The organism is Actinomadura sp. 9N215, assembly GCF_044326345.1.
Classification (GTDB): Bacteria; Actinomycetota; Actinomycetes; order Streptosporangiales; family Streptosporangiaceae; genus Spirillospora.
In genome coordinates this window covers 176,071-202,992 of the sequence record NZ_JBIRBA010000011.1, presented here as the reverse complement: position 1 = coordinate 202,992, position 26,922 = coordinate 176,071, and the positions used below count along the sequence as shown (strand labels likewise).

Annotated in this window: 24 protein-coding genes; 14 read left to right on the top strand and 10 right to left on the bottom strand. The window is 71.6% G+C overall.

Annotated features, from left to right (window positions below; genetic code table 11):
- Positions 1–7 precede the first annotated feature (7 nt).
- Positions 8–1,972 (top strand): DUF2264 domain-containing protein, encoded by a 1,965-nt coding sequence (locus ACH34T_RS20280; RefSeq protein ID WP_395993727.1) that lies wholly within the window; start codon positions 8–10, stop codon positions 1,970–1,972.
- 45 nt (positions 1,973–2,017) lie between these two features.
- Here ACH34T_RS20280 and ACH34T_RS20275 read toward each other — a convergent pair whose 3' ends face one another.
- From ACH34T_RS20275 to ACH34T_RS20240, 8 genes are all read right to left on the bottom strand, one after another.
- Positions 2,018–3,082 carry a glycosyltransferase gene (locus ACH34T_RS20275; RefSeq protein WP_395993726.1) on the bottom strand — a complete coding sequence of 355 codons (1,065 nt, stop codon included), beginning with the start codon at positions 3,080–3,082 and terminating at the stop codon, positions 2,018–2,020.
- On the bottom strand, positions 3,079–3,885 hold the full coding sequence (gene surE / locus ACH34T_RS20270; protein ID WP_395993725.1) for a 5'/3'-nucleotidase SurE: 807 nt from the start codon (positions 3,883–3,885) through the stop codon (positions 3,079–3,081). Before surE ends, ACH34T_RS20275 begins: the two co-directional genes overlap by 4 nt.
- Positions 3,886–3,903: 18 nt before the next feature.
- Positions 3,904–4,929: a GTP 3',8-cyclase MoaA gene (gene moaA / locus ACH34T_RS20265; protein ID WP_395993724.1), complete on the bottom strand. Its 1,026-nt coding sequence runs from the start codon at positions 4,927–4,929 to the stop codon at positions 3,904–3,906.
- The gene (locus ACH34T_RS20260) at positions 4,926–6,116 is read right to left on the bottom strand and encodes a deoxynucleoside kinase (protein WP_395993723.1); all 1,191 of its coding nucleotides are present in this window, start codon (positions 6,114–6,116) and stop codon (positions 4,926–4,928) included. The genes moaA and ACH34T_RS20260 overlap by 4 nt, the downstream gene beginning before the upstream one ends.
- Positions 6,116–8,611: an MBL fold metallo-hydrolase gene (locus tag ACH34T_RS20255; RefSeq protein ID WP_395993722.1), complete on the bottom strand. Its 2,496-nt coding sequence runs from the start codon at positions 8,609–8,611 to the stop codon at positions 6,116–6,118. Before ACH34T_RS20255 ends, ACH34T_RS20260 begins: the two co-directional genes overlap by 1 nt.
- Positions 8,608–9,213, bottom strand: a complete 606-nt coding sequence (locus ACH34T_RS20250; RefSeq protein WP_395993721.1) for a non-canonical purine NTP pyrophosphatase — start codon at positions 9,211–9,213, stop codon at positions 8,608–8,610. The genes ACH34T_RS20255 and ACH34T_RS20250 overlap by 4 nt, the downstream gene beginning before the upstream one ends.
- A complete protein-coding gene (locus tag ACH34T_RS20245) occupies positions 9,206–10,051 on the bottom strand; it encodes an SDR family oxidoreductase (RefSeq protein WP_395993720.1) in 846 nt (281 codons plus the stop codon). The genes ACH34T_RS20250 and ACH34T_RS20245 overlap by 8 nt, the downstream gene beginning before the upstream one ends.
- A 96-nt stretch (positions 10,052–10,147) precedes the next feature.
- Positions 10,148–10,963, bottom strand: a complete 816-nt coding sequence (locus tag ACH34T_RS20240) for a class I SAM-dependent methyltransferase (RefSeq protein WP_395993719.1) — start codon at positions 10,961–10,963, stop codon at positions 10,148–10,150.
- A gap of 63 nt (positions 10,964–11,026) precedes the next feature.
- Here ACH34T_RS20240 and ACH34T_RS20235 point away from each other — a divergent pair, with 63 nt between their 5' ends.
- The 4 genes from ACH34T_RS20235 (at position 11,027) to ACH34T_RS20220 (ending at position 14,312) form a co-directional block, all read left to right on the top strand.
- Positions 11,027–12,070 carry a histone-like nucleoid-structuring protein Lsr2 gene (locus tag ACH34T_RS20235; RefSeq protein WP_395993718.1) on the top strand — a complete coding sequence of 348 codons (1,044 nt, stop codon included), beginning with the start codon at positions 11,027–11,029 and terminating at the stop codon, positions 12,068–12,070.
- A 56-nt stretch (positions 12,071–12,126) separates the two neighbouring features.
- Entirely contained in the window at positions 12,127–12,981 is an 855-nt protein-coding gene (locus ACH34T_RS20230) for a nitroreductase/quinone reductase family protein (protein ID WP_395993717.1), read from the top strand.
- 129 nt (positions 12,982–13,110) lie between these two features.
- A complete protein-coding gene (locus tag ACH34T_RS20225; RefSeq protein WP_395993716.1) occupies positions 13,111–13,590 on the top strand; it encodes a MarR family winged helix-turn-helix transcriptional regulator in 480 nt (159 codons plus the stop codon).
- Positions 13,591–13,871: 281 nt separating this feature from the next.
- A complete protein-coding gene (locus tag ACH34T_RS20220) occupies positions 13,872–14,312 on the top strand; it encodes a hypothetical protein (RefSeq protein WP_395993715.1) in 441 nt (146 codons plus the stop codon).
- A gap of 15 nt (positions 14,313–14,327) precedes the next feature.
- Here the strand turns inward: ACH34T_RS20220 and ACH34T_RS20215 are convergent, their stop codons facing one another.
- Complete coding sequence (locus ACH34T_RS20215) at positions 14,328–14,657, bottom strand: hypothetical protein (protein ID WP_395993714.1); 330 nt, start codon at positions 14,655–14,657, stop codon at positions 14,328–14,330.
- Entirely contained in the window at positions 14,654–16,003 is a 1,350-nt protein-coding gene (locus ACH34T_RS20210) for a hypothetical protein (RefSeq protein ID WP_395993713.1), read from the bottom strand. Before ACH34T_RS20210 ends, ACH34T_RS20215 begins: the two co-directional genes overlap by 4 nt.
- 336 nt (positions 16,004–16,339) lie before the next feature.
- On the opposite strand from ACH34T_RS20210, the gene ACH34T_RS20205 reads away from it, so the two are divergent.
- The 9 genes from ACH34T_RS20205 (at position 16,340) to ACH34T_RS20165 (ending at position 26,920) form a co-directional block, all read left to right on the top strand.
- Positions 16,340–16,651, top strand: a complete 312-nt coding sequence (locus ACH34T_RS20205) for a hypothetical protein (protein WP_395993712.1) — start codon at positions 16,340–16,342, stop codon at positions 16,649–16,651.
- Positions 16,652–16,889: 238 nt separating this feature from the next.
- On the top strand, positions 16,890–18,269 hold the full coding sequence (locus ACH34T_RS20200) for a hypothetical protein (protein WP_395993711.1): 1,380 nt from the start codon (positions 16,890–16,892) through the stop codon (positions 18,267–18,269).
- Entirely contained in the window at positions 18,269–19,906 is a 1,638-nt protein-coding gene (locus tag ACH34T_RS20195; protein ID WP_395993710.1) for a Dyp-type peroxidase, read from the top strand. The genes ACH34T_RS20200 and ACH34T_RS20195 overlap by 1 nt, the downstream gene beginning before the upstream one ends.
- 19 nt (positions 19,907–19,925) lie before the next feature.
- Positions 19,926–20,699, top strand: coding sequence for a hypothetical protein (locus ACH34T_RS20190; protein WP_395993709.1), 774 nt, complete (start codon positions 19,926–19,928; stop codon positions 20,697–20,699).
- Positions 20,696–21,661: a ferritin-like domain-containing protein gene (locus tag ACH34T_RS20185; RefSeq protein ID WP_395993708.1), complete on the top strand. Its 966-nt coding sequence runs from the start codon at positions 20,696–20,698 to the stop codon at positions 21,659–21,661. Before ACH34T_RS20190 ends, ACH34T_RS20185 begins: the two co-directional genes overlap by 4 nt.
- 38 nt (positions 21,662–21,699) lie before the next feature.
- Positions 21,700–23,790, top strand: coding sequence for a LodA/GoxA family CTQ-dependent oxidase (locus ACH34T_RS20180; protein ID WP_395993707.1), 2,091 nt, complete (start codon positions 21,700–21,702; stop codon positions 23,788–23,790).
- Entirely contained in the window at positions 23,787–24,956 is a 1,170-nt protein-coding gene (locus ACH34T_RS20175; protein WP_395993706.1) for a tryptophan 7-halogenase, read from the top strand. The genes ACH34T_RS20180 and ACH34T_RS20175 overlap by 4 nt, the downstream gene beginning before the upstream one ends.
- A complete protein-coding gene (locus ACH34T_RS20170; RefSeq protein WP_395993705.1) occupies positions 24,953–25,369 on the top strand; it encodes a YybH family protein in 417 nt (138 codons plus the stop codon). Before ACH34T_RS20175 ends, ACH34T_RS20170 begins: the two co-directional genes overlap by 4 nt.
- Positions 25,370–25,417: 48 nt before the next feature.
- On the top strand, positions 25,418–26,920 hold the full coding sequence (locus tag ACH34T_RS20165) for a protein kinase (protein WP_395993704.1): 1,503 nt from the start codon (positions 25,418–25,420) through the stop codon (positions 26,918–26,920).
- Positions 26,921–26,922: the final 2 nt, after the last annotated feature.

The window sequence follows — 26,922 nt, the reverse complement described above, 5'->3', positions numbered from 1 at the left end:
CGTCCTTATGGTGACTTTGTATTCGCTGCCGTCCGAGGATCGAGTCCGCTCGCCGTACACCGGATGGACGCGTGCGCATTGGGAGGCCGCCGCCGACCGGCTCCTGGACGCGGTGACGCCGTACATGAGCCCCCAGGGGGCGTTGGTGCGCCTTCCAGGGACGCCGGGCTGGTCGGGCCCGGTCGTCGACGGACTTGAGGGGTTCGCGCGCTGCTTCCTGCTGGCGGCCGTCCGCCTCGCCGGGAACGGCGGGATCGATCGGCGCGATCAAGCCGAGCGGTGGGTGCGGGGCCTGTGCGCGGGTACCGATCGTGGCGGCCCGGAGGCGTGGCCGCCCATCACCGACCACTCGCAGCAGATCGTCGAGGCCGCCTCGATCGCCGTCGCGTTGCACCTGTCCAGGCCGTGGATCTGGGACCGGCTGTCCTCGAACGCGCGTGAGCGGGTCTGCGCATGGCTCGCGGGCGTGGTCGGCCGCCGCGTACGGGACAACAACCACGTGCTCTTCCAGATCGTGGTGGAGGAGTTCCTGAGCTCGGCGGGCGCCCTCGACGATCGCGCCGGCATCGAAGCCGGGCTGGCGCGGGTGGAGGAGTGGTATCGGGGCGACGGCTGGTACCAGGACGGCCCGCGCCGCCGCACCGATTACCGGGACGCGGCGGACGGCGTCGTCTGCGCGTCCGGCTACGACGCCGGTGAACGGTTCGACTACTACAACGCCTGGGGTTTTCACTACTACCCCCTGCTCTGGGCGCACATCGCCGGCGCGCGGGCCGGGCAGCGGGCCGTCGTGTACCGGGCGCGGCTGCGCAGCTTCCTTGCCCAGTACGTGCGGCTGTTCGGTGCGGACGGGGCGCCCCTCCACCACGGCCGCTCACTGACGTACCGGTTCGCGTGCCTGGCGCCGTTCTGGCTCGGCGCCTGGCAGGACGCGACCCCGCTCGCGCCCGGCCTGACCCGCCGCCTGGCCAGCGGGACGCTGCGCCACTTCGCCGCGCACGGGGCGCCGGACGCGCAGGGCCTGCTACGGCCGGGCTGGTACGGCGCGTTCCGGCCGTCGATCCAGCCGTACAGCGGGCCGGGTTCGCCGTACGCGGCGAGCAAGGGCTTCTTGGGTCTGCTGATCCCGCCCGCGCATCCCGTCTGGACGGCGGCTGAGGAACCGCTTCCCGTCGAGACCGGCGACTACGTGACGGCCCTGCCCGTGCCGGGCCTCCTCGTGCACGGCACTCGCGGCGACGGCGTCGTCCGGGTGCTCAACCACGGCAGCCACTACCTGATGGCGCCGCCGTCCAGGGAACGCGACGACCCGCACTACGCCAAGCTGGCCTACTCCACGCACACCGGGCCCGAGCTGGGGCAGGACGGGCGGCTCGACAACCACGTCTGCCTGATCTCGGCGAACGGGCGCGCGTCGCGGCGCGAGCGCGTCCACCGTGCCGCCGTGGCGGGCGACCACGCCGCGTCCTGGCACCGGCCGCTGCTCGACGACGGCACGCCGCCGGACGCCTGCCGGATCGACAGCGTGTCCGTGGTGTGCGGTCACTGGGAGATCCGGGTGCACCGCGTCGTGGCGCAGCCCGGCCGTCCGCTCCGTGAGGGCGGCTACTCGCTGGCGGGGCCCGTCCCGCCCACCGCGAGCGCCGCGGGGACGCACGCCGTCGTCCGCCGCCCGGACGGGCTGGTGAGCGCCGTGGCCGCCCTGCACGGCTGGCGGGACGCGGACGTGCGAAGCGGATCCGGCGCCAGCGCCTTCGGCGAGCACTCGGCGGTGCCGTTCCTCTCCGGGGTCACGCCGCCCGAGGGCGAATCGATCTTCGTGTCGGCCGTCCTGCTCGGCGGCTGCGCCGACCCGGTGCCGCCCGCGGAGATCTCGGTGACCGTCGAGGGGCTCGCCGTGCGGCTGCTTGCGCCCGGGCGGCCCGCGTCGCTGATCCGGCCGGGCGCCGCGCATCCCGTCGTCAGCGGTTGAGGCTCGGGCGGCAGCCGGCGATTCCGCACCTGGTCAGCCGGGGGATCAGGACGATTCGACCAGGTCACGGGCGATGTAGGCCGCGCCGTCCGGGACGGGGTGCGGCGCCGTCTCACTGGCGGGCCGGCCCGCGCGCATCGCCTCGGGCAGCGCGTCCGCGACGGCCTTGGCGTCCGGCTGGACGACGATCGCGTTCAGCCGTGCGGCCGCCGCCCGCAGGTGCACCCGCTGGTCGTCGAAGTCGCGGACGCCGGGCACCACCACGGCCGGTACCCGGGCGTGGGCCAGCTCCTGCACGGTGTTGTACCCGGCGTGGGTGACGGCGACGGTCGCGTGCCGGTAGGGGTCGTAGCCGGGCCCCAGGTACGGGGTGACCCGGACGGGCCCCGGCAGCCCGTCCGGCACGACCACCTGGCCGTCGAAGTGCGGGCCGGTGACGACCAGGACGTCCAGGCCCTCGACGGCGGCGCGCCGCCCGTATCCGGCGATGCCGCCGAGCGCGGCGGACAGGAAGCCGGCCGCGTCGGCGTGCCCGCCCCCGCCCGCCACCACCGCGACCCGCAGCGGCCCCGCGTCCCCCGGCCACGGCGAGTCGGTCCCGAGCAGGCGGCGCAGGACCGGCGGTGTGCTCACCAGGCGCACTCCGTGCCTGACGAGGTCGGGTCCCGGGGCCGCGCCCAGCAGGTAGACGCCGCGCAGCGCGGGCACGTGCCGGGCGGCCCACAGCGCGGGGTCGGGCCGGTTGCGCTGGAAGCGGTGGACCAGGAACTGGGGGCTGCCCCGCCGCTCCGCCTCGTCGTACAGCTCCCGCTGCACCGTGACGTCGTGCAGCACCACATCGCCCGCGCGCAGCGTCTCGGCGACCAGGGCCCGCGCCACGCGGTGGTCGACGGCGGGCCCGGCGCCGAGCAGCGGCTCGCCGACCAGGCTGTCGGCGTCGGTGGGGACGACGATCTGCGGCAGGCCGTAGTCGTCGACGAGGCGCTGCGGCCGCTCGGTGAGCAGCAGGGACTCCCACCCCAACCGCCGCACCTCGCTGTGCACGGCGATCAGGCGGGACACGTGGCCGAGCCCCCTGCCCCAGGCGAACGAGACCACACGCCGGCTCATCGCGGCACCTCGGCGTCCAGGGCCACGACCGCGTCCGGATCCTCGGTGACCGTGCGCAACGCCGTCACCGTCGCGTAGCCGGCGGCGAGCAGGGCGGCCTCTCCCGCGTCGCGGACGCCGTCGGTGTCGTGCGAGACGCGCAGGTGGCCGGGGTCGAGCCGGCGGACGGTGAAGCGCGCGTCGGCGCGGCGGCCGAGCCCCGCGCGCCGTACCCCGGCCAGCCGGTGCGCGGGCACGTTCGGCACGTTGAGATTGAGCAACCGCGGCACCCCCGCACCGTCGGCGAACCGCGACGGCACCCCTGCGCTGCCGCCGGGCGGCGACGGTACCTCCGCGCTGTCGACGAGCAGCGGCAGGACGGACGACAGCGCCCGCAGCGCGGTGTCCCAGTGGTACGGCGCGCCGTGGGTCAGCGACACGGCGACGGCGGGCCGGCCGTGGTGGGCGGCGGTGAGCGCGGCGCCCACGGTGCCGGAGTGCAGGACAGACGGCCCGATGTTGGCCCCCGGGTTGATGCCGGCCACCACCAGCTGAGGGGCCGGGCCGAAGGCGCCCTGGCACGCGGCCGTGACGATCAGCCCCGGGGGCGCCGCCACCACGTGCACCGGGACGCCGTCGAGGCCGGGCAGGACGCCGGACCGGGTCCGCACCAGCCCGTCGTCCGCGACCGAGCGGCTGGTGCCGCAGCCGCTCTGGTCGCGCTCCGGGGCCGCGACCAGCACGTCCACGCCCTGGCCGCACAGATGGGCGGCCAGCCGGCGCAGGCCCTCGGCCCGCGCGCCGTCGTCGTTGGTGACCAGCACCCTGAGCGGCTTCAGCGGTCAGCCGCCGATCATCGACATGCTGCGCCCTGGACGGACGAAGTCAGGATGGTTGATCTTGTGTCCGGCCCACTTGCCCCAGAGCGCCTCGCGGATCAGCCGCTCCAGCTCGGCGTCGTCGGCGCCCGCGCGCATCGGGCCGCGCAGATCCGTCTCCTCCAGCGCGAACAGGCAGACGCGGAACGCGCCCTCCGCGGTCACCCGCATGCGATTGCAGCTCTCGCAGAAGGGGCTGGTCACCGAAGGGATGACCCCGATCGTGCCGGGAGCGCCGTCGGCGAACCGGAACGAGGTGGCCGGCTGCGGCGCGTCCTGGGTGACGGGTTCCAGCGGGTACTCCGCCGCGATGGTCTCCAATATCTCCTCGCCCGGGACGACCTTGTCGCGCTCCCAGGACTGCTCGGCGTCCAGCGGCATGTACTCGATGAAGCGCACGTCATGGCCGTGGTCGCGGGCCAGCCGCGCGAACGCCACCGCCTCGTCGTCGTTGGTGCCGCGGATCACCACGCAGTTGATCTTGACGACGTCGAAGTCGGCCTCCCGCGCGGCCTTCAGCCCCGCCTCCACCTTGGCGAAGGCGTCCCGCCGGGTCATCTCGGCGTAGCGGTGGCGCATCAGCGAGTCGAGCGAGACCGTGACCCGGTTCAGCCCGGCCTCGCGCAGCGGCCCGGCCAGCCGGTCCAGCGTCAGCCCGTTGGTGGTGACGGAGACGTCCACGTTCGGCAGCGCGCACACCCGGCCGACGATCTCGGGCAGCTCCCGGCGGACGGTCGGCTCACCGCCCGTGATCTTGAACTCCCGGGCCCCCAGGGTATGGAACAGGCGGGCCAGCCGGTCGATCTCGTCGACGGTGAGGATCTCGTCCCGGCCGAGCCAGGGCAGGCCTTCGGCGGGCATGCAATACGTACATCGCAGATTGCACTTGTCGATGACCGAGATCCGCAGATCGCCGGCCACGCGCCCGAACGTGTCGATGAGCGGCCCCTCGGTGGGCGCCGGTCCCGGATCGGTCTTCGGTGCGGTCATATCTGCTGCTCCTTAGCTAGCGGTCGGACGTCCTCGGACAGCGGCCGGACGCCGGTCAGCTTCCGGAAAAGCGCCAGGACCTCGTCCGGGCTCAGTGCCGAGGCATCGATGCGGTGGACCGGGGCGCGCTCGGACAACTCCTCGGCCACGTCCTCGAAGCACTGGGCGACCAGCGACACGTAGGCGCTGGTCAGCGAGCGTTCACGGGCACGCCTGCGGCCACGCATCCGGCGCATCAGCACGTCGGTGCGGGCGGTCAGGTGCACCACGGCCGCGGGCGGCGGGAGCGCGGAGGCGATCAGATGGTGGTAGCGGTAGTACGTCTCGTACTGCCGGGCGCTCATGGCGCCGTTCAGCCGGAGCGCCTTGGCGTAGGCCAGGGAGCTGTGCACGTCCTGGTCCAGCATTCCGCCGCCGGTGGCGCGGACGTTCTGCAGGACGCGCAGGAGCAACGTCTCCATCTGCAGGAAGAAGGCCGAGGCGTCGTCGCCGAGCAGGTACCGCGTCAGGTAGTTGTCGCGGCCCGGGCCACGGGTGACCGGCACGATGTCCCGGACGTGCTCGACGGTGGGGTCCTGTGCGGCGTGTGCTCGGAGCAGGGTGCTCTTGCCGACGGCCGGCGGTCCCAGGACCACGACGGGGGCGGGGGCCTCCGCGCGCCAGAGCACCGGCACCGGATCGATGAGCCGCCGCGCCGCCCGCTCGATGCCGGCGAGCGGGCCCGCTCCGTCGGCGAGGCGCGGCAGCTCGGCGCTCAGGCAGTGCGCCGTGGCCGGGTCGAGACCGTCGCGCTCAATCTCGTCCGGGGCCCGCCAGCCCAGCTCCTGCGGACCGCCGCCCGGATACCTCCAGGCGAAGACCCGGAGATCATACGCGCCCCCACCGCTTCTGGACTGGGTGGCTCCGGACGGAGCGGCTCCGGACTGGGTGGCTCTGGACGGGGCGGCTCCGGATGGAAGGTAGAGCTCGGTCAGGTAGCGCAGATCGGCGGGCGGTACGCGCCGTCCGCAGGCGCGGCGGGCGGCCGCGGCCGCGGCCCTGCGGGCGGGCTCGTCCGGCGGGACGACCGCCGACGGGAGGGACGCGCCGGCCGGACCGGTGAGCAGCACCCGCCCCGCGTCGTCGACGATCAGGCACGCGGCGCGACGGTGGTCCGGACGGTGCCGTCGCGGCGGTTCGGTCAGCATCACGTTTCCACCAGTTCCGTTCGAGCGTGCTCGCGGAGGAACTCCGCCGTGGCCAGCAGGGCGACCCGTTCGGCGAAGGCGACCGGGTCCACCGGGCGTCCGGCCCGCGCGGCCGTCTCCCGGGGCGGCAGGAGCCAGGAGAAGCGGACGTCCCCGCGGACCAAGGTGGTCAGGACGTCCTTCCCCGGGGACGGGGACCACAGCAGGAAGTCGGGCCCCTCGCCGTCCGGCGTCCGCGGGCCGACCTCTCCGCGCAGGCGGCACCCGGGCGACTCGGTGACCCGCAGGACCCGGGGGCCCGCGCCGACCCGGCCCGGCAGCGGCGGCACGCCGAGCCACCAGCGCGGCTCCGCCGGACCCGGGCCGACGATCTCCCCGCGCCACCCCCGCCGGGCCAGGTCGGTGCGGAGCCGGTCCACGGTGACGGGGAACAGCGACGCCGAGCGCCATGCCGGGACGCCCAGCCCTTCGGGCAGCGCGGTGATCACCCGCCAGCGGCGGATCGGGGACGCCTCCAGGTTGGCCAGCAGCCTCCGGTACGAGGCGTGCGGGAACCGGACGCCCCCGCCGAGGTGCGGCTGCGCCTCCACCAGGCAGCTCAGCAGGAGCGACCCGGTCCCGCCGGCGGGATCGTCGCGGGGGACGGGCCATTCCGTGCGGCCGAGCACTCCGGCATAGCCGCCCCCGGCGATCGTCCCGGAGGCTCCGCCGGGATCGTCGCCGCGCGCCAGGCATCGGCCGATGCTCGCCCACACCTCGCCCAGCTCCGGAGCGTCCTGCGCCCACCGATCGAGGCCCGGCGAACGCCGCGCCGGGCGCAACGAGCGCAGCCCGGCGAGCGGCGGGCGCCGCGAGGGGAGCGACGAAGGCCGGGCGGGGAGCGGGCGCAGCGCGGGGGGTGGCGGACGCAGCTCAGGGAGCGGCGGGCGAAGCTCAGGGAGCGGCGGGTGGACGCGCGCCACCGGCCGAGGGCGTCGTTGATGGCAGGCGTCGATCTCCCGGTCCAGCTCGACCAGCGCTGAGCCGAGGCTCGCGCGCAACAGCAGAGCGAACAGGCCGATGCCCGACAGCATCACCGCCCCGCTGTCCGGTACCGGGTCGTGCCGGCTGGTGATCACGGCCGGGCCGGGATCGGCCGCTCTGATCTCGCGCAGCCGGCCGCCGTATTGGGCCGCGGAGTAGCCCAGGTCACCGGCGAGCAGGTCCTCCAGATCGCCTGCGGTCACCGCCACTTCGACGTCCGCCACGCTCTCCGGCGGCGCGGGGGCGAGGATGCCGTCCGGCAGCAGCCGCACGGTCCGCGCGGCCGCGGGGGCGGAGCCGGGCCCCACCACGGTGAAGCGGTAGCAGGTTTCGCGGAGCCGCCCCGCGGCCGTCGCGGCCAGATGGGAGAGGACGTCACGCGCCGGTGCGGCGAGCAGCCGGTCGAGCGCATCGCCGGACGGCGGCGTCCCCGCGTCCGCGAAATGCAGTGTCCCCGCGACCGTCAATGGTGGCGTGTGCGCCTCCGCGGACGGCGGTGTTCGCGCGTCCGTCAACGGGGCGATCCAGTGGCCGGGGCGGTAACCGCGGTCGCGCGTCTCGCCTGTGGCACGCGCCCACGCGGTCGCGCCTTCCTCCAGGCGTACGGTCCCCGCGTCCGTCACCGTGATCCGGTCTCCGGGCGCGGGACGCAGTATCCGGCGTCCGGGATCGTCGGTGCGAAGGGCCCGGTCGACCAGGTCGGGCGAGACGGGGAACTTGTGCCCGTTGAGCCACGCGGCGTCGTCCAGCCCGAACTGTCCTTCGGGCAGCGGGACGACATGCGCGGGACGGGACCGTTCCAACAGTGCGGACAGCGGCTCGGCCCAGTCCGCGTCCGCGCCGGGCGGCACCCCCTCCACGCTGCGCGTCTCCATGATCGGCTGGCACGGCGTCAGCAGCAGGGCCAGGGGCTGCGGCCCCGCGGCGAGCAGCCGGTCCACCCACGCGGGCGTGACCAGGCTGTCGACCATGTGCCAGACGAGCGAGCCGGCGGTGCGGATCGCCAGGCCGTGCTCGGGCACGGCGAGGGTCGAGGGCGTCCACACCAGGTCGAGCCCGGGCCGCGGGGTGAGGCTCATCCAGTCGTGCACCACGGTCGTGTCCGTGAAGCCGAGGCGGCGCAGCGCGTGCTCGATCCGCGGGTCGTCGGGGTGCAGCACGGGAAGGGCGCGGTCGAGCAGGTCGAGCGAGGCGATGTCGAAGTGGTCGCGGTGCGAATGGGAGATCCAGACCGCGTCGGGCCGGGGGAGGGCGTCGGGCAGGATCCGCCGCGCCGGGGCGAAGCCCGTCAGCCCCGCACGGTAGCCGTCGCGCAGATGCGGATCGCACAGCAGCGTGAAGCCCCGGGCGCGCACGAGCACGGTCGCGTGCCCGCCGACCTCGATGTCGATCCCCTCGCGGTCGCTCCCACGCCTCTCGCGGTCGCTCACCCGCGCCTCGCGGTCGCTCCGACGCTTCTCGCGGACGCTCACACCCGTGCTCCCAGTCGTGCGACCAGGTCGCGGAACGCGCGCCCCCGGCAGAACAGGACGCGTTTCTCCTCGGCCGTCATCTGGCCGAGCGTGCGACCGTCCCCCTCCCCGGGCACGAAGACCGCGTCGTACCCGAACCCGGACCGGCCGGACGGCCGATCGGCGATCCGGCCGAGCGTCACGCCGTGACCGGCCACGGTGCGACCGTCCGGGAAGCACAGCAGCGCCACCGTCCGCACCCGCGCGCCGCGCTCCGGCTCGGGAACCGCGGCCATCTCACGCAGCAGCTTCGCCGTGTTCTCGACGTAGTGCGCGCCGTCTCCGGCGTAGCGGCCCGAGCGGAGTCCGGGGGCGCCGCCGAGAGCGTCCACCTCCAGCACGGTGTCGTCGGCGACCGCGGGAAGCCCCGTCGCCGCGGCGGCCGCGGCGGCCTTGAGGTGCGCGTTCTCCTCGACCGTCGTCCCGTCCTCCGGGACGTCCGGCAGCCCGGGCGGCCGCGGCAGCGGTTCCAGGGCCCCGTCGAGCAGGGCCGTGATCTCCACGGCCTTGTCCGGATTGGCCGTCGCCAGGACGACCCGCAGCACCCCGGCCCGCTCAGACACGGCGCAGTCCGGCCTCCCGCCGGCCCGGCAGCACGTCCGGCTCCGACCGGCTGTGGCCCATCGCGAGATAGCCGCCGTCGACCGGCAGATCGGCGCCCGTGACGAACGAGGCCCCGGGCCCGCACAGGAAGACGATCGCGGCGGCGACCTCCTCCGGCCGCCCCACCCGCCGCAGTATGTGGTGCTCGCCGAGGACCGGTTCCCAGCGGGCACGGTCTCCGCCGGTCATCCGGTCCACCTCCGGCGTCCACACCAGGCCCGGCGACACGCTGTTCACCCGGATGCCGTCGTCGGCCAGGTCCAGCGCCTGGCAGCGGGTCAGCGCCAGCAGCGCGCCCTTGCCGGCGCTGTAGGTCCACTGGCCGGGCTGGGCGATGTGCCCGGAGACCGACGCCACGTTGACCACCGCGGCGTGTCCCGCCTCGCGCAGCAGCGGCACCAGAGCGGCCGTCATCAGCGCGGCGCCCTTCACGTTGACGCCGAGGCTCCGGTCCCACTCGGACGGCGTGGCCCGCTCCCCGCGGGCCAGAAAGGTCGCCGCGCAGTTCACCACCGCGCGGACGGGCGCGCCCGCGGCCCGGGCGGCCCGCACCGCCTCACGGCAGTCCTCCTGAGAGGACACGTCACCGGGCACCGCGGTCGTCGCGTCGCCGAGCTCCTTGACCGTTCGCCCCAGCGCGTCGTCGTCGCGGTCGAACACGACCACGTGTGCGCCCGCCGCGACGAAGGCGTCGACGGTGGCGCGGCCGATACCCGACGCTCCGCCCGTGACGACGCACACCGTGCCGCCGAGGTCGGGCGAGGACACCGCGCGACCGAGCCCGCCAGGTATTGTCACAGCTGATCCCTCTTTAGGAGAACTGAGCGCTCGCTGGAGTTCCCTGGCGATCTGCAGCCGATGCCCCCATTTGAGTAAAAGGATGCTGAGCGAAACTCAGGCGCGGGACACGGCTTGTGGTCTGCGGGCCATCAGGACTTCCAGGACGGCCGGCTCGATGAACCGGCCCGTCGGATCCGCGGCCGACAACGCGTCGGTGAGCTCCCGCTCGAAGGCCGGACGCCGCTCGCCGAGCAGCCGCCGCAGCGGCGGCAGCGACGTCGAATACAGGTAGCCGGTGATCCGCTCGACCGTCCAGGACCGCTCGAACTCGTGGACGGCCCGGACCACGTCCTGAAACGGCGATCTCGCCAGCACGGCCTCATGCGGTTCGGCCGGCGGCCGGCCTTCGCATTCGGGGATCGGGCCCACGAAACGCCGCTGGACTTCGGCGACGGCGCGCTGCCATGCCGTGACCGGCCGCGGCAGACGCCAGTCGTGGGCGATCACGAGGCCGCCGCCGGCGTCGACCATGTCGTCCAGGACGTCCAAGACCAGCTCGCGGTCCATCCAGTGGAAGGAACGGCCCATCGTGACCAGCCGAAAGGACCCCAGATCGTCCGGCATTTCGTGTGAATCGCCGCAGACCCAGGTGACCTTGGCGGCCTGCGCGGCCCGCGCCCGCCGAGCGGCCTGGTCGATCATTTCCGGCTCGCGGTCCATGCCGACCGCTTCGGCGAAGTGCTCCGCCAGTGGGATGACGAGTTGGCCGGTGCCACATCCAAGGTCCAAGAGCCGTCCGGCGCCATCGAGCCGGAAGTGCCGTACCACTTCGTCGAACAACACCCTCGGATAACCCGGACGGAACCGCGCATAGTATGATGCCGTCCCCGCGAATCGACCACCACTCGTCACGCCAATCAATTCCCCCATGCGGGACGCGCTTACGCATGGCGGGGGAGTGCGGTGGCGCATTCTGGGTGGTAGTGAAGACCCATGAGCGAGCTGTATTCGGTGGAATGCACCGTCCACGAGCGCGACATCATCATCGGCACCCTGGAGAACGTGGGGTGGGGCCTGGGTGTTGAAGGCCACAGAGCAGAGGCCGACGAGTACTCGGCCATCCGGGATGAAGTTTGGGAGCACACCAGCCCTCCTGTCGGCCAGAGCGACGACCCTCCCCCCGACGGCCCGGTCACGGTGTCACTGACACTCCGCCACTGGTTCCTGCTCGCCGGTCTCCTCGACAGGACGGGGTTCCAGGACGTCAATCCCGAAGAGTCCCCGGTCAACCTGCGGGTACGCGACCGGATCACCGAAACGCTCAGCGACGTCCTGCCCGCCCCCGCACAACCGTCGGCCCCCCAACGCGGTCAGGCCGACGTTCCCGTCGGTGAACTGGGCTTCTACGAACTGGACAGCGCATGGAGCACCAACGGGGACAGGTGCGCCGGAATGGACAGGGGCTACGACGCCCGGATCGATAAGGGCAACGGGCTTCTCGTCCGCTCACACATCCTCACCGGCACTCGCGACGGGACCGTCCACGTCACCGTCGAACTCCTGAGCGGCCCGCCCCCGCTGGAGACCGGGCCGTGGGACGACGTCGCCGAAGCATCATCGTGGTTCTCGACCGTCGGCATCCCAATACCACCACCCGAGGGGAACAAGCTCATCGCCGCCGCACCCGGACGCGACGGCGTCGCCCTGCTCCACCTCGACCCGGTCTGGCCGTCCGATTGCATGTACCGCGTCCGGGTCAGCGTCCGAGGGCGCGACGCAGGCGCCGCGGAACAGCACCTGATCCAGCTGTGGCGGGCACCATCGGCACCCGGGAAACTCATCAAGGCGACCGACCAGACCGGCCGCCGTCGCCGTCCGGAACGGCCCACCGCAGCGCGGCGACCCCCCGCCGACAGTGACATCCGAGCCTGGGCGATAAGCAACGGAATCCCCATCAACGAATACGGTCGCATCCCCGCCCACATGGTCGCCAAGTACGAGGCCGCACACCGCGGTGGTGCGCGTCCGCACCGTTGACATCGAGTACATCGCCACCTAGTTTTGCTTTGAAAGCAAAGTATAAAGGAGAGGCGATGGGCTGGAACGACAAGATCATCGCGGAGTTTCGCGAGAACAACGGGAAGGTGGGCGGCCGGTTCGAGGGCGCCCCCATGCTCCTGGTCACCACGGCGGGCAGAAGAACCGGGAAACCTCACACCACGCCCGTGATCCACCTGCACGACGGGGACCACTACCTGATCTTCGGGGCCAACGCCGGCCGGGACCGGCACCCGGACTGGTATCACAACATCCTCGCCGCCGCGCAGGTCACCGTCGAGCTGGGCACCGCCGGGGGACGGGTCGAACCGTTCGCGGCACAGGCGGTCCCACTCGAAGGCGAGGAGCGGGACCGGCAGTGGGAACGGCAGTGCGCGATCGACCCGGCCTTCCGCGACTACGAGAAGACGAGCGGGCGCACCATCCCCGTCGTCGCGATCACCGTCCTCGACCTCGCCGCCGACCCGCACCGGGCACGGATGATCGCCGAGCAGCTGACCAGGCTGCACGGCAACCTGCGCGCGGAACTCGCCGCCGCCCGCGCGCGGCTCGACGAGGCCGGGGCGCGGCCCCCCGCCCCGGACCTGCTCCAGCAGCTCCGCCGGCACTGCCTCACCTACTGCTTCGACCTGCAGATGCACCACACGCGCGAAGACGGCGCCTTCACCGCGTTCGAGCGGCGGTTCCCCGGGCTCGCCCCCACCATCGCCCGCCTCCGCGAGGAGCACGAGGCCATCGAGAAGCTCCTCGCCCGGTTCGAGACCTTCCTGGACCGCCAGGACACCGGCACCGCCGAGATCCGCGCCGAACTGGAAAGGGTCGTGGACGACCTGGAGGCCCACTTCGTCCACGAGGAGGAAGCCCTCCTGGCCGCCACAGAGAACGCCTGAGCCCCCGGCGAACGCCCTGGTCCCCGGCCGCTGCATCGGACAGGAGAGCGCCCTTCCGCGCCTTCGGTAATCTAGGAGGCGTCGAGGAAAGCTTTGCTTTGAATGCAAAAATAGTTGGAGGGTGCCGGGATGTCAACGCAGCGGGATCCGGAGGTCGGCCTCAGCACGAATGACGCGATCAGGGCGATGCTGCTGCTGATGCCGCGCGTGGTCGCCCGGGTGAAGCGCACGCCGCTGCCCGAGCGGCTGCGATCGCTGAACCTCGCCCCGCGGCATCTGACCCTGCTGTCCAACCTGCTGTTCGACGGCGAGATGACGGTCAACACCCTGGCCGAACGGCTGGAGATCGCGCCGACCACGGTGAGCCTGATGGTGAGCGACCTGAGCCGGCAGGGCGTGCTGGAACGCCGCGGCGATCCCGCCGACCGCCGCCGCACCATCGTGGCCATCACCGACGAGCCGGAGACCCGCGCCGCCATCGAGGGCTGGCTCGCCAACGGGGCGCAGGCGTGGCACACGGCGTTCGAGCAGCTCACCGATGAGGAACGGGCGCTGTTCGTCCGGACGATCCGCACCTACGAGCGCGAGGCGTCCGGCACCGGCGAGTGACGGCGAGCCAGAGTGGGGCCGTCCTCGCGCCCGGGTGGATGAGCTGTCCCCATCCGCCGCCGAGGAGGCGACAGGCCGCCGACGGTCCCGGTCACCGGCGCCACCGGAAACGTGGAACGCATCTCGCCGGGAGGGGCAGGGCTCGGACGGGACCGGTCCCAGATGGATGCCGACATGATGCACGCGCGATAGGCGCAGTGTGAGGAGACCGTTCGGTGTGCAGTGCAGAGAGGACCATCCGCGCCCTATGCGCGGCGGTTGCGGCGTGCCTCATCCCATTGGTGGCGACTTGGGACTCGCCTGCCCTCGGGATCGCCTCGCGGGCGGCGGCAAGTCCGGCCCGGTGCGCGTCCGCCGGACGGACGTACTCGGTGAACGTCATCGTCGAGCACAAGAACGGAAAGGTCGAGCTGAAGCCGCTGTTCCTGGTGTGCCAGCCGAACCATCTCGTGAAGATCGTGGATTGGAAGGGTGATTCCTATGACGACCTGGACGACTTCCGCGCGCACAACCACGTCTTCAGCGACGACGACAAGATCAACGTGCCGCGCACCTTCCCTTCGGTGGACGCGACAGAAAGTCCGGCGTTCGGGCCCGCGGTTTCGGGGCACACCGGAACGTCAACGGCACGATGGTGGCTGACCGCCGGGCTCGTCCTGATGCTGATCACCGGTGGGCTCGGGTCCGTCTGGATATTCGCCCGCCATCGACGACGTCTCTGAATCCACGGTGCCCGGTCATGCGTTCCCTTTGTGCTCTAGCGGATTCGGGTACCGGGACAGGGCGACGTCGGTGGGGCCGCCCGCGGCCGCCGGGCCCGTGCCGAGCTCGATATCCCCGGCGAAGCGGTCTTCAAGGTGGGCGGCGAGGACGTCGAGCGCGTCCCGGACGGCTGGATCGCCGATCTTCGCCCGCAGGCTCGCCGCGCGCCGCAGGTCCTGCGGACCGCTGTGCAGCAGCGGGCGTTCCAGTAGCTCGCGCGCGGCGGGCAGGTGCGGGCTGTGCACCTCGAACCGCGGCACGCGACCCTCGACGCCGGTGGCGAACATGTCGCCTCCCGGGGTCATCGCGAGCAGTTTCCGGAGCGTCGTCGTCGGCGCCGGGGTCGTTTGCAGCCAAGGAATGTCCTCGTCGAGGTATCCCTTGTACGAACTGAATATCCGCGCGGCGAACGCATGGTCCAGCGGCAGCCCCTCCCACTTCTCCAGAGGCCGGTGTTCCCGGATCGGGCCGTCGTGCCGGACGGTTCGGCGAGGCTCCCCGTCCGACGGGAACTCCCTATCTCGGTGCTCTGCTCGGGGTGGGAGTATCCGAACTCGTTCAGCGCCAATGAATCCGGGGACAGGAAGCTGAGCGCCGAATGGCACCGTTCGGTGACGTGCCAGCCGGGCAGCGCGATCTTATGAACGACGTTTCCGTCCTCGTCCCAGACGCCGATGTGACCGAGGCTGAACGTGGCGATCAACCGTGCCGCGGGGAGCGTGGCGACGGTGCCGGTCCTTCCCGAGGAAAGCGGCTCATAGCGCAACGCGTCCGCACCCGGGTCGATGAAGGCGAGCCTCTCCGAGGTGAGGGTCACCCCGCCGCCGCTCGATCTGCGCAGCTCCGAATAGAAGTCCGGCGGACCGAGCGGCACGACGTCCGGCACGACCCGGACGATGCGCGACCATTCAGGCTCCGGACGCTTGACGACGATCTGGTCGCCGAGGTGAAGTACCGAGCGGCCCCCGTACTCCTTCTCGACCTGGCTGAAACTGTGAACGATCTCGCCCGTGCCGACCCGGATCGCCTCCACGTGAAGCCGGGTCGGCCGCATGGGCTTGAGGCTCTCGTAATGCAGGGCGAGTTCGGACGTGTCCGGAGAGAAGGACGCGCGCAGGTCGATCGAATGGCGTACTTCATACGTGATCAGGCGGTCGCGCGGCAGCCTTTCGACGGTCGCCCGGAACTCTTCGGGAGAGCGCCCGGTGCGCTCTCGCTCCGGGAGAAGCCGAAGGGCCGCGAGCGCTTCGGCCACCGGCAGGTCGCGGGCGAGGCGGCGCAGTTCGTCCCACTGCCGGTGATCGGCGAGATGGCGTCCGAGGTAGTCCAGCTCGTCGCGGGTCATCTCGGCGATGCGGTCACGCTGGTCGCCGGTGACCAGCACCCGGACCACGCCGATGTCCTCCGCGGCGGCGGCGAGTGCGCGCAGCCGTTCGCGTACCCGCGGAGTCGCGGCCCGGTAGGCGAGGGCGAGCAGGGATCCGTCCGGGTCCAGTGCCTGCCGCTGGGCGTGCTGGCCGATGAGGGTGAGGTAGGCGGCGCGATCGGCGGGCTCGTCCGGGGCGGCCGCGAGCAGATCCTGGACGTCGCCCTCGGGTAGTTCGGCGGAACGCACCGCGTCCTGTGCGGCGGCGTCCCCGGCGGCGCACATCCGCACCAACCGCCGCCAAGCCCGCCGCCCGCGGGCCCCCGCGGCGGGCGCCCGGCCCGCCCGAGGAGCCGGTCCATGGAACGTCGCGGCATCGCACTACACCTGCGCAACCGCTACTCGTGCGCCGGCAGTGTTCCCGGCCCTTTCCTCAGCCATCGCTCACCTTCAAGGGGACGAGCCTATGGAGATTCACTACCGTCCATTATCACGATCTGCGTGGAGAGGGGTCCGCCTCCCCGACACTTCGCCGGCTGCCACACTCGTCGGATGAGGTTCTTGTGCCGCTGCGGAGAGGTCGTCTCTGACAACTCAAGCCCTCCGCCGGAGGAGTTCTCCGTGATCGGCAGTACCGACGAGGAGACGGTTCTCGACCGCTGGAGTGCCGCCGCCGCACAGTACGTCGAGGCCGTAGAGAACGGCAGGCGCGGTTCCTGGGTGGCCGAGCACTTTTCACATCTGCCGGACGCCTCCCACGAGGTAGTGCTTTCCGACCTGTTGACCAGGTACCTCCTGCCGCATCAGCGGCTGGACATCATCTGCCCTCATTGCGGGCGCCTCTGGCGGCAGGACGAGCCCGGCGGTTCCGCGCACAGTCCCTTCCTCCCCGAGGACCGGATGGAGATCGCTTCACCAGGTGCTCCCGACTGACCGTTCGCCTCTTCCGGCCTGGTAGGGATCGTGATGGCGTTCACGAACTGGAAAAGGCCCGGCAAATCATGCTGGCCGAACGGTACGCGGTGTCCCCGCGGGGGGAGGCAAGCCCGCGAGATTCGAACGCGCGGCGACATGGACCTCGTCCAGGAGCGCCGGAGATTGGCATGGCATGACACAGGAGAACACCACGGCCGGACCGGCACGATTGACCATGTACGATCCGCCCGGCTATATGACTGACTTCGACAGGATTCCGAACCAGCGGGAGAAGTGGAGCGACGCGGTCTCCGGATGGTTCGACGAGGCCATCGCTTCCGAGCTTCCCAAACTCGACGGGCAGCCCTGCCAGTACATCAACCAGCTCAAGACGGAGCCCAAGAATCCGCTCTCGCAGGACATCGTTTGGACGGGCTTTTCCGGCACGCTGCGCAATCGCTGGGGCCGGACGGAGGCGCTCCGCCGCGCAGAGCAGCTGATTCCCCTCACCGAACGCATGGACGGTCCAGGTGCGTACTACGTCGGCGAGCAGTGGAAACACCTCTACTATCGCCCGCAGGACGAGTACTGCGAATGGCGCACCACACGCGACGAAAAAGGCCGCATTCTTCGCGTGACGTTCACCTCCGAGCCGCCGGAGTACTGGCAGGCGCTGCACGGCGACAGGCTTCCCGATATCAACGGCAATCCGAAGTACGACATCCCCGGCGACCCGAAACTGCTGGTCGACCTCTACCGCGAGCATGTGAGCCCGGACGTCGAGCTCGCTGACCTGCTCTGCTCCGAGGATCTCTACGACTACCGCGATCCGCTGAAGCCCCGCCTGGTGTACGCGAAGGGGGCCTACAACCCGTACAACCGCTGGAACACCGTGGACGGGATCATGCATCTCGGCCAGCCGGACAACACGCTGTCCGCGGAGATCGTGCTGGGCGCCGACGCGACGGTCCTGCGCACCACGATGGACCCGGGCCCCGGCGCGACGCCGATGGTCGACGCGGACGCGCTGATCGCGTGCGCGGGCTACGGCGGGCTCAACCGCGCCAGTGACCCGACGATCGGCGCGAGCGTCCACGAGCTGGCGGCGCTCGGGTTCGAGATCACGATCGCCAATCCCGTCGGCCTCTACATGGACCACCTGGAGATGACGGGGTGGGCCGGGCCCGGCGGCAGGCCGGTCGATCCCGCCTTCTTCCAGGTCTTGCGCGGTCGCCGCGGAATGGTGGAGCGGGCGGTGCTGGAAGTGCCCGCGGAGGAGGGCTACACCGTCGGGGACATCACGATCGGCGGGGTACCGATCACCTACGGCGGCCAGGTCGCCGAGTGCATCACCATGAAGATCATCGGACAGGTGTCGGCGCCCGGGCGGTTCACGAACCGTCCGGTCCGCTGCTCGTGCGCGGGGCACCGCTGCGGCGCGTGCGCCGACGAGGCCAACCCCGCCTTCCTGTACTACCGGGGCTGCGCGCTGCCCGCCTTCGACTATGCGCAGTCGTCGCTGCTCGTGGGCGCGGCCGCGGGCTCGGGCTCGGCCGCCGGCGTCGGCGCCACAACCGGAGGCGGCGCGGAACCGGCCGCGGCCCGAGCGGGCCGGACGAGGAATGGGGGCCGCTGATGGCGGAAGAGCGCAAGGGCCCGCCGCAGGAGCCGTTGCTGGACGCGGACGAGATCCAGGGCAACGTCGTACCGGGTTTCTTCAAGCCCCACATGGCGATCGCGGCGTTCACGATCATCGACGTGGTGCGGGCGCGGGCATGGTTCGCCGCCGTCGCGCCGCGGGTGACGACGTTGCGCCAGGCCATGAAGACACGGGAGAAGGTCAGGCGGTTGCGCGGATACACCGCGACCCGGCGGCTGGAGACGCTCGGGGCGATCCCCGAGGACGTCGACGACGCCTGGTTCAACGTCGCGGTCAGCCGTCCGGCCATGAAGAGGCTGCTCGCGGACGGGCCGTACGCGCCGGACGTGGAGGCGTTCGAGGACGAGGGGTTCGCGCACGGCATGGCGACCCGGTCGGCGCTGCTGGGCGACCCGACCGACCCGTCGAGCGAGGGCAACCCGGCGAACTGGCGGGTCGGCGGCCCCGGCACCGAGGCCGACGTGCTGCTGGTGTTCAACGCCGACCGGTACGAGGCGTGCCAGGAGTTGCTGGCGGAGCTGCGCGACGACGCCGAGGCCAACGGCCTGCACTGCTTCTACGAGGATGAGGGCCGCAAGCTCAACAGCATCGGCGAAGAGCACTTCGGGTTCCAGGACGGGGTGTCGCAGCCCGGTGTCCGGGGCCGCTACGCCGACGATCCGAAGGCGGTCATCACGCCACGGAAGGTGGACCCGGACGCGATCCCCGACGCGTGGCTGTTCGGCCTGCCCGGTCAGTACCTGGTCTGGCCGGGCGAGTTCGTCTTCGGCTATCCCGCGTCGGGCGCCGACCCGCTGATGCCAGGCCAGATCAACCTGCCTGGCCCGCGCTGGAGCCGCAACGGCTCCTACCTGGTCTTCCGGCGGCTGCGGCAGGACGTGCCCGCGTTCCACGCGTTCGTGCGCGACGAGGCCGAACGGCTGTCGACGCAGGTGGCGGGCTTCGAGCATGTGACCGCGGAATGGCTGGCGGCGCGGATCGTGGGGCGCTGGCCCAGCGGCGCTCCGGTGTCCCGGCTGCCCGACAAGGACGACAGAGCGCTGGGCGTCGACCGGCTCGCCAACAACAACTTCGGCTTCGCGGCGCCGGGCGGCCCGCCGCCGTCCGAGGGCGACGACCAATGGCCGGAGGCCGAGGCCGACCCGGTCGGCCTGATCTGCCCGATGGCCGCTCACATCCGCAAGGTCAACGCGCGGGCGACGCCGAACGACCTCGGCGGACGGCGGGCGTCGTTCAGCCGCCGAATCCTGCGCAGGGGCCTGCCGTACGGGCCGCCCTTCGCCGAGAACGATCCCGGCTCGCAGGACGCGGACCGCGGGCTGCTGTTCCTGTGCTACCAGTCGTCGATCAGCGACCAGTTCGAATTCCTCAACGCGAAATGGATGGGCAGCCCGACCGCGCCCCGCAGCCCGAGCGGGTTCGACATGCTCATCGGCCAGAACGGCGAACCGAAGCAGGGCCGCCGGAGGACCAGCACCGTTTTTGGTGCGGGCGCGAAGACCGCCACCCTGTCGACTTCTGTCGACTGGGTCGTTCCGACCGGCGGCGGTTACTTCTTCAGCCCTTCGATCAGTGCCCTGCGCGACGTGCTCGGCAGGAACGTAGAAGCATGACGATAGAAGGAGGAGCACGATGACCCCGGCCGCGAAGAGGCATCCTGGACACCAGGACCCGATCATCGACCCGCCCGGATATCACAACTGCTTCATGATCGGCTTGGAGACGCTGTTCCTGTCGCATATGCCGATGTTCACCATGGCGAAGCACTCGTACCAGGTCGTGCTGCGCGCGACGCTGCCGCCGGAGATCATGACCCGCTATCAGGAGGACCGCAGAAAGAACCCCGGTCTCCCCTACAACCTCGTCAACTCCGAGGACGACAAGTTCACCATGCCGCAAATCAAATGCGGCGCCGTGACGCAGTTCCGCGCGGACCTGTTCCGCGAATACGACGACGATCAGGAGAACCCGAAGCCCGTCGGCCCGCCGTTGGCGGAGCAAGTCCCGGTCACCGTCGAGAACGTGGTGCATTTCCGCCATTTCAACGCCGACGTTCCCCGCCCGGAGCATCTCAACTACGTGATCTTCGGCAAGGGTCCGGAGGCGCATCTCACCCACTACATCGCGAGCGATCCCGACTACCAGCACATCGTCACCCTGGGGAGGGTTCCGGACTGGCTGTCGTCCGAGCAGATCGAGGCCGGGACCGCGCTGACGATGGAGAGCGTTCCGAGCCTTTCCGTCCCGTGCCGGAACCCGCTGCCTGGGGGCTCCTGCCCGGTGCTGGTCGAGGGCCGCAAGACCGCGCCCGCGACCCTCGATCTCACGGGCGCGGCCACGGTCTGGTTCAGCACCGCCAACCAGCTCAACGAGAACGATCCCTGCGAGAGGGGCCGGTCGCGATGACCGTCACGGAAACCCGTACGGGATGGGACCTGAAGACCTTGCGGACCCACCTGCAGGGCCTCGTCGACCTGGAAATGTGGACCATCCCGTATTACATGGCCGCGATGTACTCGATCACCGAACCGGCGCACCACGCGTTCCGGCTGATCGAGGCGGTCATCCGGGAGGAGATGCTGCACCTCCAGCTCGCCTGCAACATCGCCAACGCCTACGGCCAGGTGCCGACGTTCAAGCCGCCGGTGTACCAGGGCAAGCACATTCCGCACATCGACTTCTCGCTCAACGACCCGGATCCGACCCAGTACTACAAGCCCTACAGCGCCGAGATCGGCCCGCTCGACGAGAAACGCGTCAACACCATGTGCCTCGTCGAGTACCCGAAATGGGGCATGGAACTGCCCGCGGCGACCATGCGCACGGAACGCCGGGACTACGGCTCGATCGCGGAGTTCTATGACGCGGTCAGCTACGGCATGTGCGAGCTGGTGACCGAACTGCGAAGCAAGGTCAATCAGGTCGACGAGTTCGGGTACTTCTACAACCGTTTCCCGAAACAGCGGATCACCAAGGACGGGCCGGGCGGGCTCGCGCAGGCGCTGGGATTCGTCGACCTCATCGTCGACCAGGGCGAGGGCGAGTCGAAAGGCGACTCCGCCGTCGCGGTGGAGCACCGCAACACCGCGGACGGCTACAAAGAGTCATGGTCGCACTTCCGCCGTTTCAACGATATCCGCTCCAATCTTTCGGGTCTGCCCCCGATCTATCAGGCCAGTGCCGAGCCCGGAGACGAACACGCGCGGGAGGCGCGGCGGATCCTCATCAAGGACTTCCGCCGGCTCCTGGACATCCTGGGGGATCTGTTCGCCGGCCGTCCGCGCGACGACTTCGGCGCGTGCATGGCCGAGGTCGGCGGCGACATCCTCGCCTGCTGGCAGCACGGGGTCGTCCCCAAATTCTCCTGATCCTGAGGATCCGGGCCGCCACGAGAAAGGAGAAAGCGATGGACGACTCCCCGTACCATTTCCGGGTCCATCCGGCGATCGGCATCGCCCGGGTGGGGAACAGCGCCGAGTACTACCTCTGTCCGGAGACGATGACCGGAATGCCCGTCCGGAACGACGAGGCGACCGTCGGGGGCCTGCCCATCAGGGCCGGGACCGAGGCCGATCCCATCACCAGCGGCGACCTGAGGGACTCCGCCGGCGCGCTGAAACGCCAGGCCGCGCGATTCAGGATCTTCTGCTACCCCGACGAAGGCGCCCACGCCTACCCGGCCGGTGAGGCCATGGAAATCCGCGTGGGCAGCGAGATCGGCGGCAGGAAGGTCACGGACATCGTCTGGACCGTCCACCTGGCCAACAAGAAGGCGAACTGCCACGTCCTGAACGACGACCTCGGAATCCACCTCTACGAGCCGGAGCACGAGGAGCGGCGGTATCTGCGCAACAGGGCCGAGGGCCCCGACCTAGGCAGCCTGGAACGCCTCGAACGCCTGGTCATCGATCCCGGACCTCGCGCCATCCGGGGCACGAACGCGGGCCCGGTCGCCTTCGACCGGCGGACGACTCCCTGCGCGGAGAACGGCGGCGAGATCACCCCTTACCCGAGCTATCCCCGCGCCTTCCCGTGCGATCGATTCGACCGCCTCTACGAGCCCGCCGGGCGGATCGACGCGCTCGGCGAGCTGAGCACCGACGAGTTCGGACGCCTGCTGGTCCTGCCCGCGCCCGGCCGCGCCTGCGCCTGGTACGGACCCGACGGCAGGCCGTTCCCGCTCTTCGGCGGCATGCTCTCCGAGGGCGTGTACGGCGACGTGAACGCCGACGGCTGGTTCGACGACACCGGCGACGGCCCCGTGAGCGCGACGCTGGTGTACGAGGACGGGGGGACGCAGCCCGTCCACGGTGCGTGGGCCGTCACCACCGACCCCGGCTACGCCCCGCAGATCCGCAACGTCGTCACGCTGTGGGACGACATGTACGACACCTGGGTGCGCAAGCTCGGCCTGCGGCCCGACCTGTTCGGCGACGGCAAGTTCGACCGCGCCTACCGCCCGGCCTTCGACGACGACCTGGCGCCGGTCTTCCAGGCCGCCGCGCTGCAACGCTGGACCACCAACCTGCCCGACCGCGCCGTCTCCGCGCACGACGCCGTCGGCGACATCGACGCCCACAGCCAACCGGCCGACACGGTCCTGACCGGGCTGGCCTACATCCGCGATCCGAACGACACGCCACAGTCCCACATAGGGCCGCCCTACATGCCGCTGTCCATGGGCGACGCGGGCCTGGCGTTCCTGACGGTCACGCAAACCCAGTACTTCCTGCTCCAGCAGTGGGACCGCGGACGCGCGCAACCCGGTGACGGCCCGCCGCTGGGGCCGGGGGAGTACCTCGACAAGGCGGTCCTCACCAGCGGGCTCGGCGGCCGCTTCGCCCCGGGCATCGAGATGACCTTCACCGTCCGGGACGAGGAGATCTACCGGCGCGACTGGCGGGAATCGTGCTGCGGGCCGTTCCGGATCCGGGCCCGTCCGCTCGACTACGCCGCCGCGTACGCCGACCGGCCCTTCCTGACCGTCGGTTACATACCGCTCCATCCGGAACCCGGGCGGACCGCGCCCCTGGAGCCGGGCGACGCGAGCAAGTTCATGGCGATCCCATGGCAGACCGACTACAACGCCTGCGCGACCCACAACGTGGCGCCGAACCTGCCGAAGAGCACCACGCTGTTCTGGTCGTGGCCCGCGCAGCGTCCCACCCAGGTGTACCGGGCACAGGACGTCAAGCACGGCCGCCTCGGACCGCAGTACTACTCCGTCCGGGGCAAGGGCACCGTCTCGCCCGACCTGGGCGAGACCGGCCGCTACCAGGACCTTCTGGACAGCGTCCGCCACTGGCACCGGATCGGCGTCATCCTCCAGGGCAGCCGCATCGAAGGCGGCGCCGAGCACTCCCCGCGGCAGTACCTGGAGGTCGCCAGCGACCTGGACGAAGAGCCGTCCGAGAACCCCAAGATCACGCCCTGGCCGATGAACTCCGGCCACTGGAACGACTTCAGCGGCGCCACGTACAGCCAGCGCTCACCATGACCGTCCCCGAGCACGACGTCGTGATCATCGGGGCCGGGCCGGCGGGCTGCGCCACCGCGATCGCGCTGCGGCGCCACGGGGCCGGACGGGTGCTCATCGTCGACGCGGGCGATCCCGAGGCCCCCCGCGCCGAGCGGCCCCGCGACGAGCTGCCACGCGCCGAGCGGCCCCGCGCCGGCGAGAGCATCCCGCCCGACACCCGGCCGCTCCTGGAGGACCTTGGCGTCTGGGACGACTTCCTCGCCCAGGGGCACGAGCCGTGCCTGGGGTCCTGCTCGTCCTGGGGCGGCGAGGCGCTCGGCTACAACGACTACCTGTTCAACCCGCACGGCACCGGATGGCAGCTCGAGCGGGGCCGCTTCGACCGCCTGCTCGCCCGGCACGCCGCGGCGGCCGCGGACACGCTCACGCGCGGCAGGCTCGTCGGCGTCCCGCGCACCGTGCCCGGCGGGATCGAGCTGTGCGTCGCCCGCGATGACCGGCCCGCCCGGACCATCCGTGCCGCCGTCGCCGTCGACGCCAGCGGACGCCGCTGCCGCCTCGCCCGCGCCATGGGCGCCCGTCCGCGCCACCATGACCGGCTCACCTTCGTCACCGGCGTGATCCGGCTCCCGGCGTCGTCGGAATTCCCGAACCTCACCCTGGTGGAGGCCACCGAGCACGGATGGTGGTACGCCGCCCGGCTGCCGGGCGGCCGCCTCGCGGTCGCCGTCGCCACCGACCCCGGCATCGTCCGGCGCCTGCGGCTGCACACGGCCGAGGGCTGGCTCGCGGGCGCGCGCGCCACGGCCCGCCTGTCCGGCGAGCTGGCCGGACGGGCGCCCACCGGCGGGCGCGTGACGGCCCGTGCCGCGCCGTCGTTCGTCCTGGACCGCGCGTCCGGCCCCGGCTGGCTGGCGGTCGGGGACGCCGCGGCGTCCTGCGACCCCATCTGCGCCCGGGGCCTCCACAACGCCCTCGCCGACGGGCGGGACGCCGCACTGCTGATCGCCGACCGGCTGCACGGCCGTCCCCGCGACACCGGCGACCACCACCGGGCCGTCGACCTGCGCTTCACCGACTACCTGCGCGTCCGGGACCACCTCTACGGGCTGGAACGGCGCTGGCCCACCGCACCGTTCTGGCACCGCCGTCACCGAACCACACCATCCGGAAGGCTCCAATGACGACTTCATCAGCACGTCCCGGACTCCGCACAAACGAGGATCAGATCCGCCGCATCTTCGAGGTCGAACTCGCCTCCTACGTCCGCGCGGAGGACCTCGACGGCTACCTGAGCCTGTGGGACGAGGACTGCATGTGGTGCCCGCCGAACAGACCCGATCGCCGGGGAAAGGACGAGATCCGCACAGGCGTCGGCGACCTCCTCGCCGAATTCGCCATCGACCCGTCCTTCCGCGCCGAGGAGGTCGTGGTGGCCGACGAGTACGGATACGTCAACGGCACCCTTGAGGCGAAGGTCCGCCCCAAGGGCGGCGGCCCCGAGAGCATCGTCCACGGCCGCGAGATCTGGCTCTTCCGCCTGGCCTCCGACGGCTGGAAGATCGCCCGAATCATCTTCAACGACAAACCCAACTGAACGCCTCGCTAGTACGATCTACGCGGAGCCGACGGAAGAGCATCCGGGATGCCGGCGCAGATCACGTTGAAGGTCACCGGTGGCCGCCTCACCGGTCGGGAATTCGTGTTCGCCGAGCCGGAGACCTGTGTCATCGGCCGGGCGGGCGACTGCAATCTGCCGGTGCCCGACGACGAATGGCACCGCACCGTGTCCCGGCATCACTGCCTGCTCGACATCAACCCGCCCGGCCTGCGCGTACGGGACCTCGGCAGCCTCAACGGCACCTGGCTCAACGGCACGGCGATCGGCCGGCGCGAGCCCGGACAGACCCCGGAACAGGCCGCCGGGCGCCGGTTCCCCGAGCACGACCTGCAGGATGGCGACGAGCTGCGAGTGGGGGAGACGGTGCTGCGGGTCTGTGCCACGGCCCCCGTGCTGTGCGCGCACTGCCAGCGGGAGATCCCGGAGGACCAGGTTCCCGATGCGTCCGAGAGGCCCCGCTGCCGGGCCTGCGTGCCGACCGGCGGCGGCGGTCCGGGGCCGCGGCCGCGCTGCGTCGTGTGCGGGACGGACGTGGCGGACGAGGTCGGCGCCCGGCCCGGCGACGCGGTGTGCGCGGCCTGCCGCGCCGACCCCGACCGGGTCATGCGGCACCTGCTGGACGCCGGCGCGTCCGCGTTCGCCGGCTACGCGGTCGAGAGGGTGCTGGGCCGCGGCGGCATGGGCGCGGTGTACCTGGCGCGGTGCGGGCGCACGGGCCGGCGCGTCGCGCTCAAGGTGATGCTGCCGCAGGTGGCGGCGCTCGAACGGGCCAAGGCGTTGTTCCTGCGGGAGATCTCCAGCAGCATGGCGCTGGACCATCCGAACATCGTCGGAGTGCACGACCACGGATGCTGGAACGGCGTCTTCTACTTCGCGATGGACTACTGCGCCGGCGGCGACGCAGGCGGGCTGCTCAAGCACCGGGACGCGCCGCTGCCGGTCGGCGAAGCGGTCGAGATCATCCTGCAGGTGCTCGACGGCCTGGCGTACGCACACCAGGCCGAGGTCAAGGTCTCCGACGGCGGCGGCGACCGCGACGACCGCGGCGACGGCCGCGACGGCGGCCGCGACGGTGTGGCCCGCGGGCTCGTCCACCGGGACCTGAGCCCGCACAACATCCTGCTGGACGGCGGCGTCGCGAAGGTCGGCGACTTCGGGCTGGCCAAGGCGTTCGACGCCGCCGGGCTCAGCGGGTACACCCGCACCGGCGTCACCGCCGGCAAGCCGTGGTTCATGCCCCGCCAGCTGGTGATCAACTTCAAGTACGCGCGTCCCGAGGTGGACGTGTGGGCCGCCGCGGCCTGCCTGTACTACCTGATCACCCGCTGTCCGCCGCGCGACTTCCCGGCCGGCCGGGACCCGTGGCGGATCGTCCTGGAGGACGCGCCGGTGCCCGTCCGTGAGCGCGACGCGTCCATCCCCGAGCCGGTGGCGGCGGTACTGGACCGGGCGCTGGCGGACCGCCCCCGGATCGGGATCGGCACGGCGGCGGAGCTCCGCCGCGCCCTGCTGGACGCCTCCCGCTGACG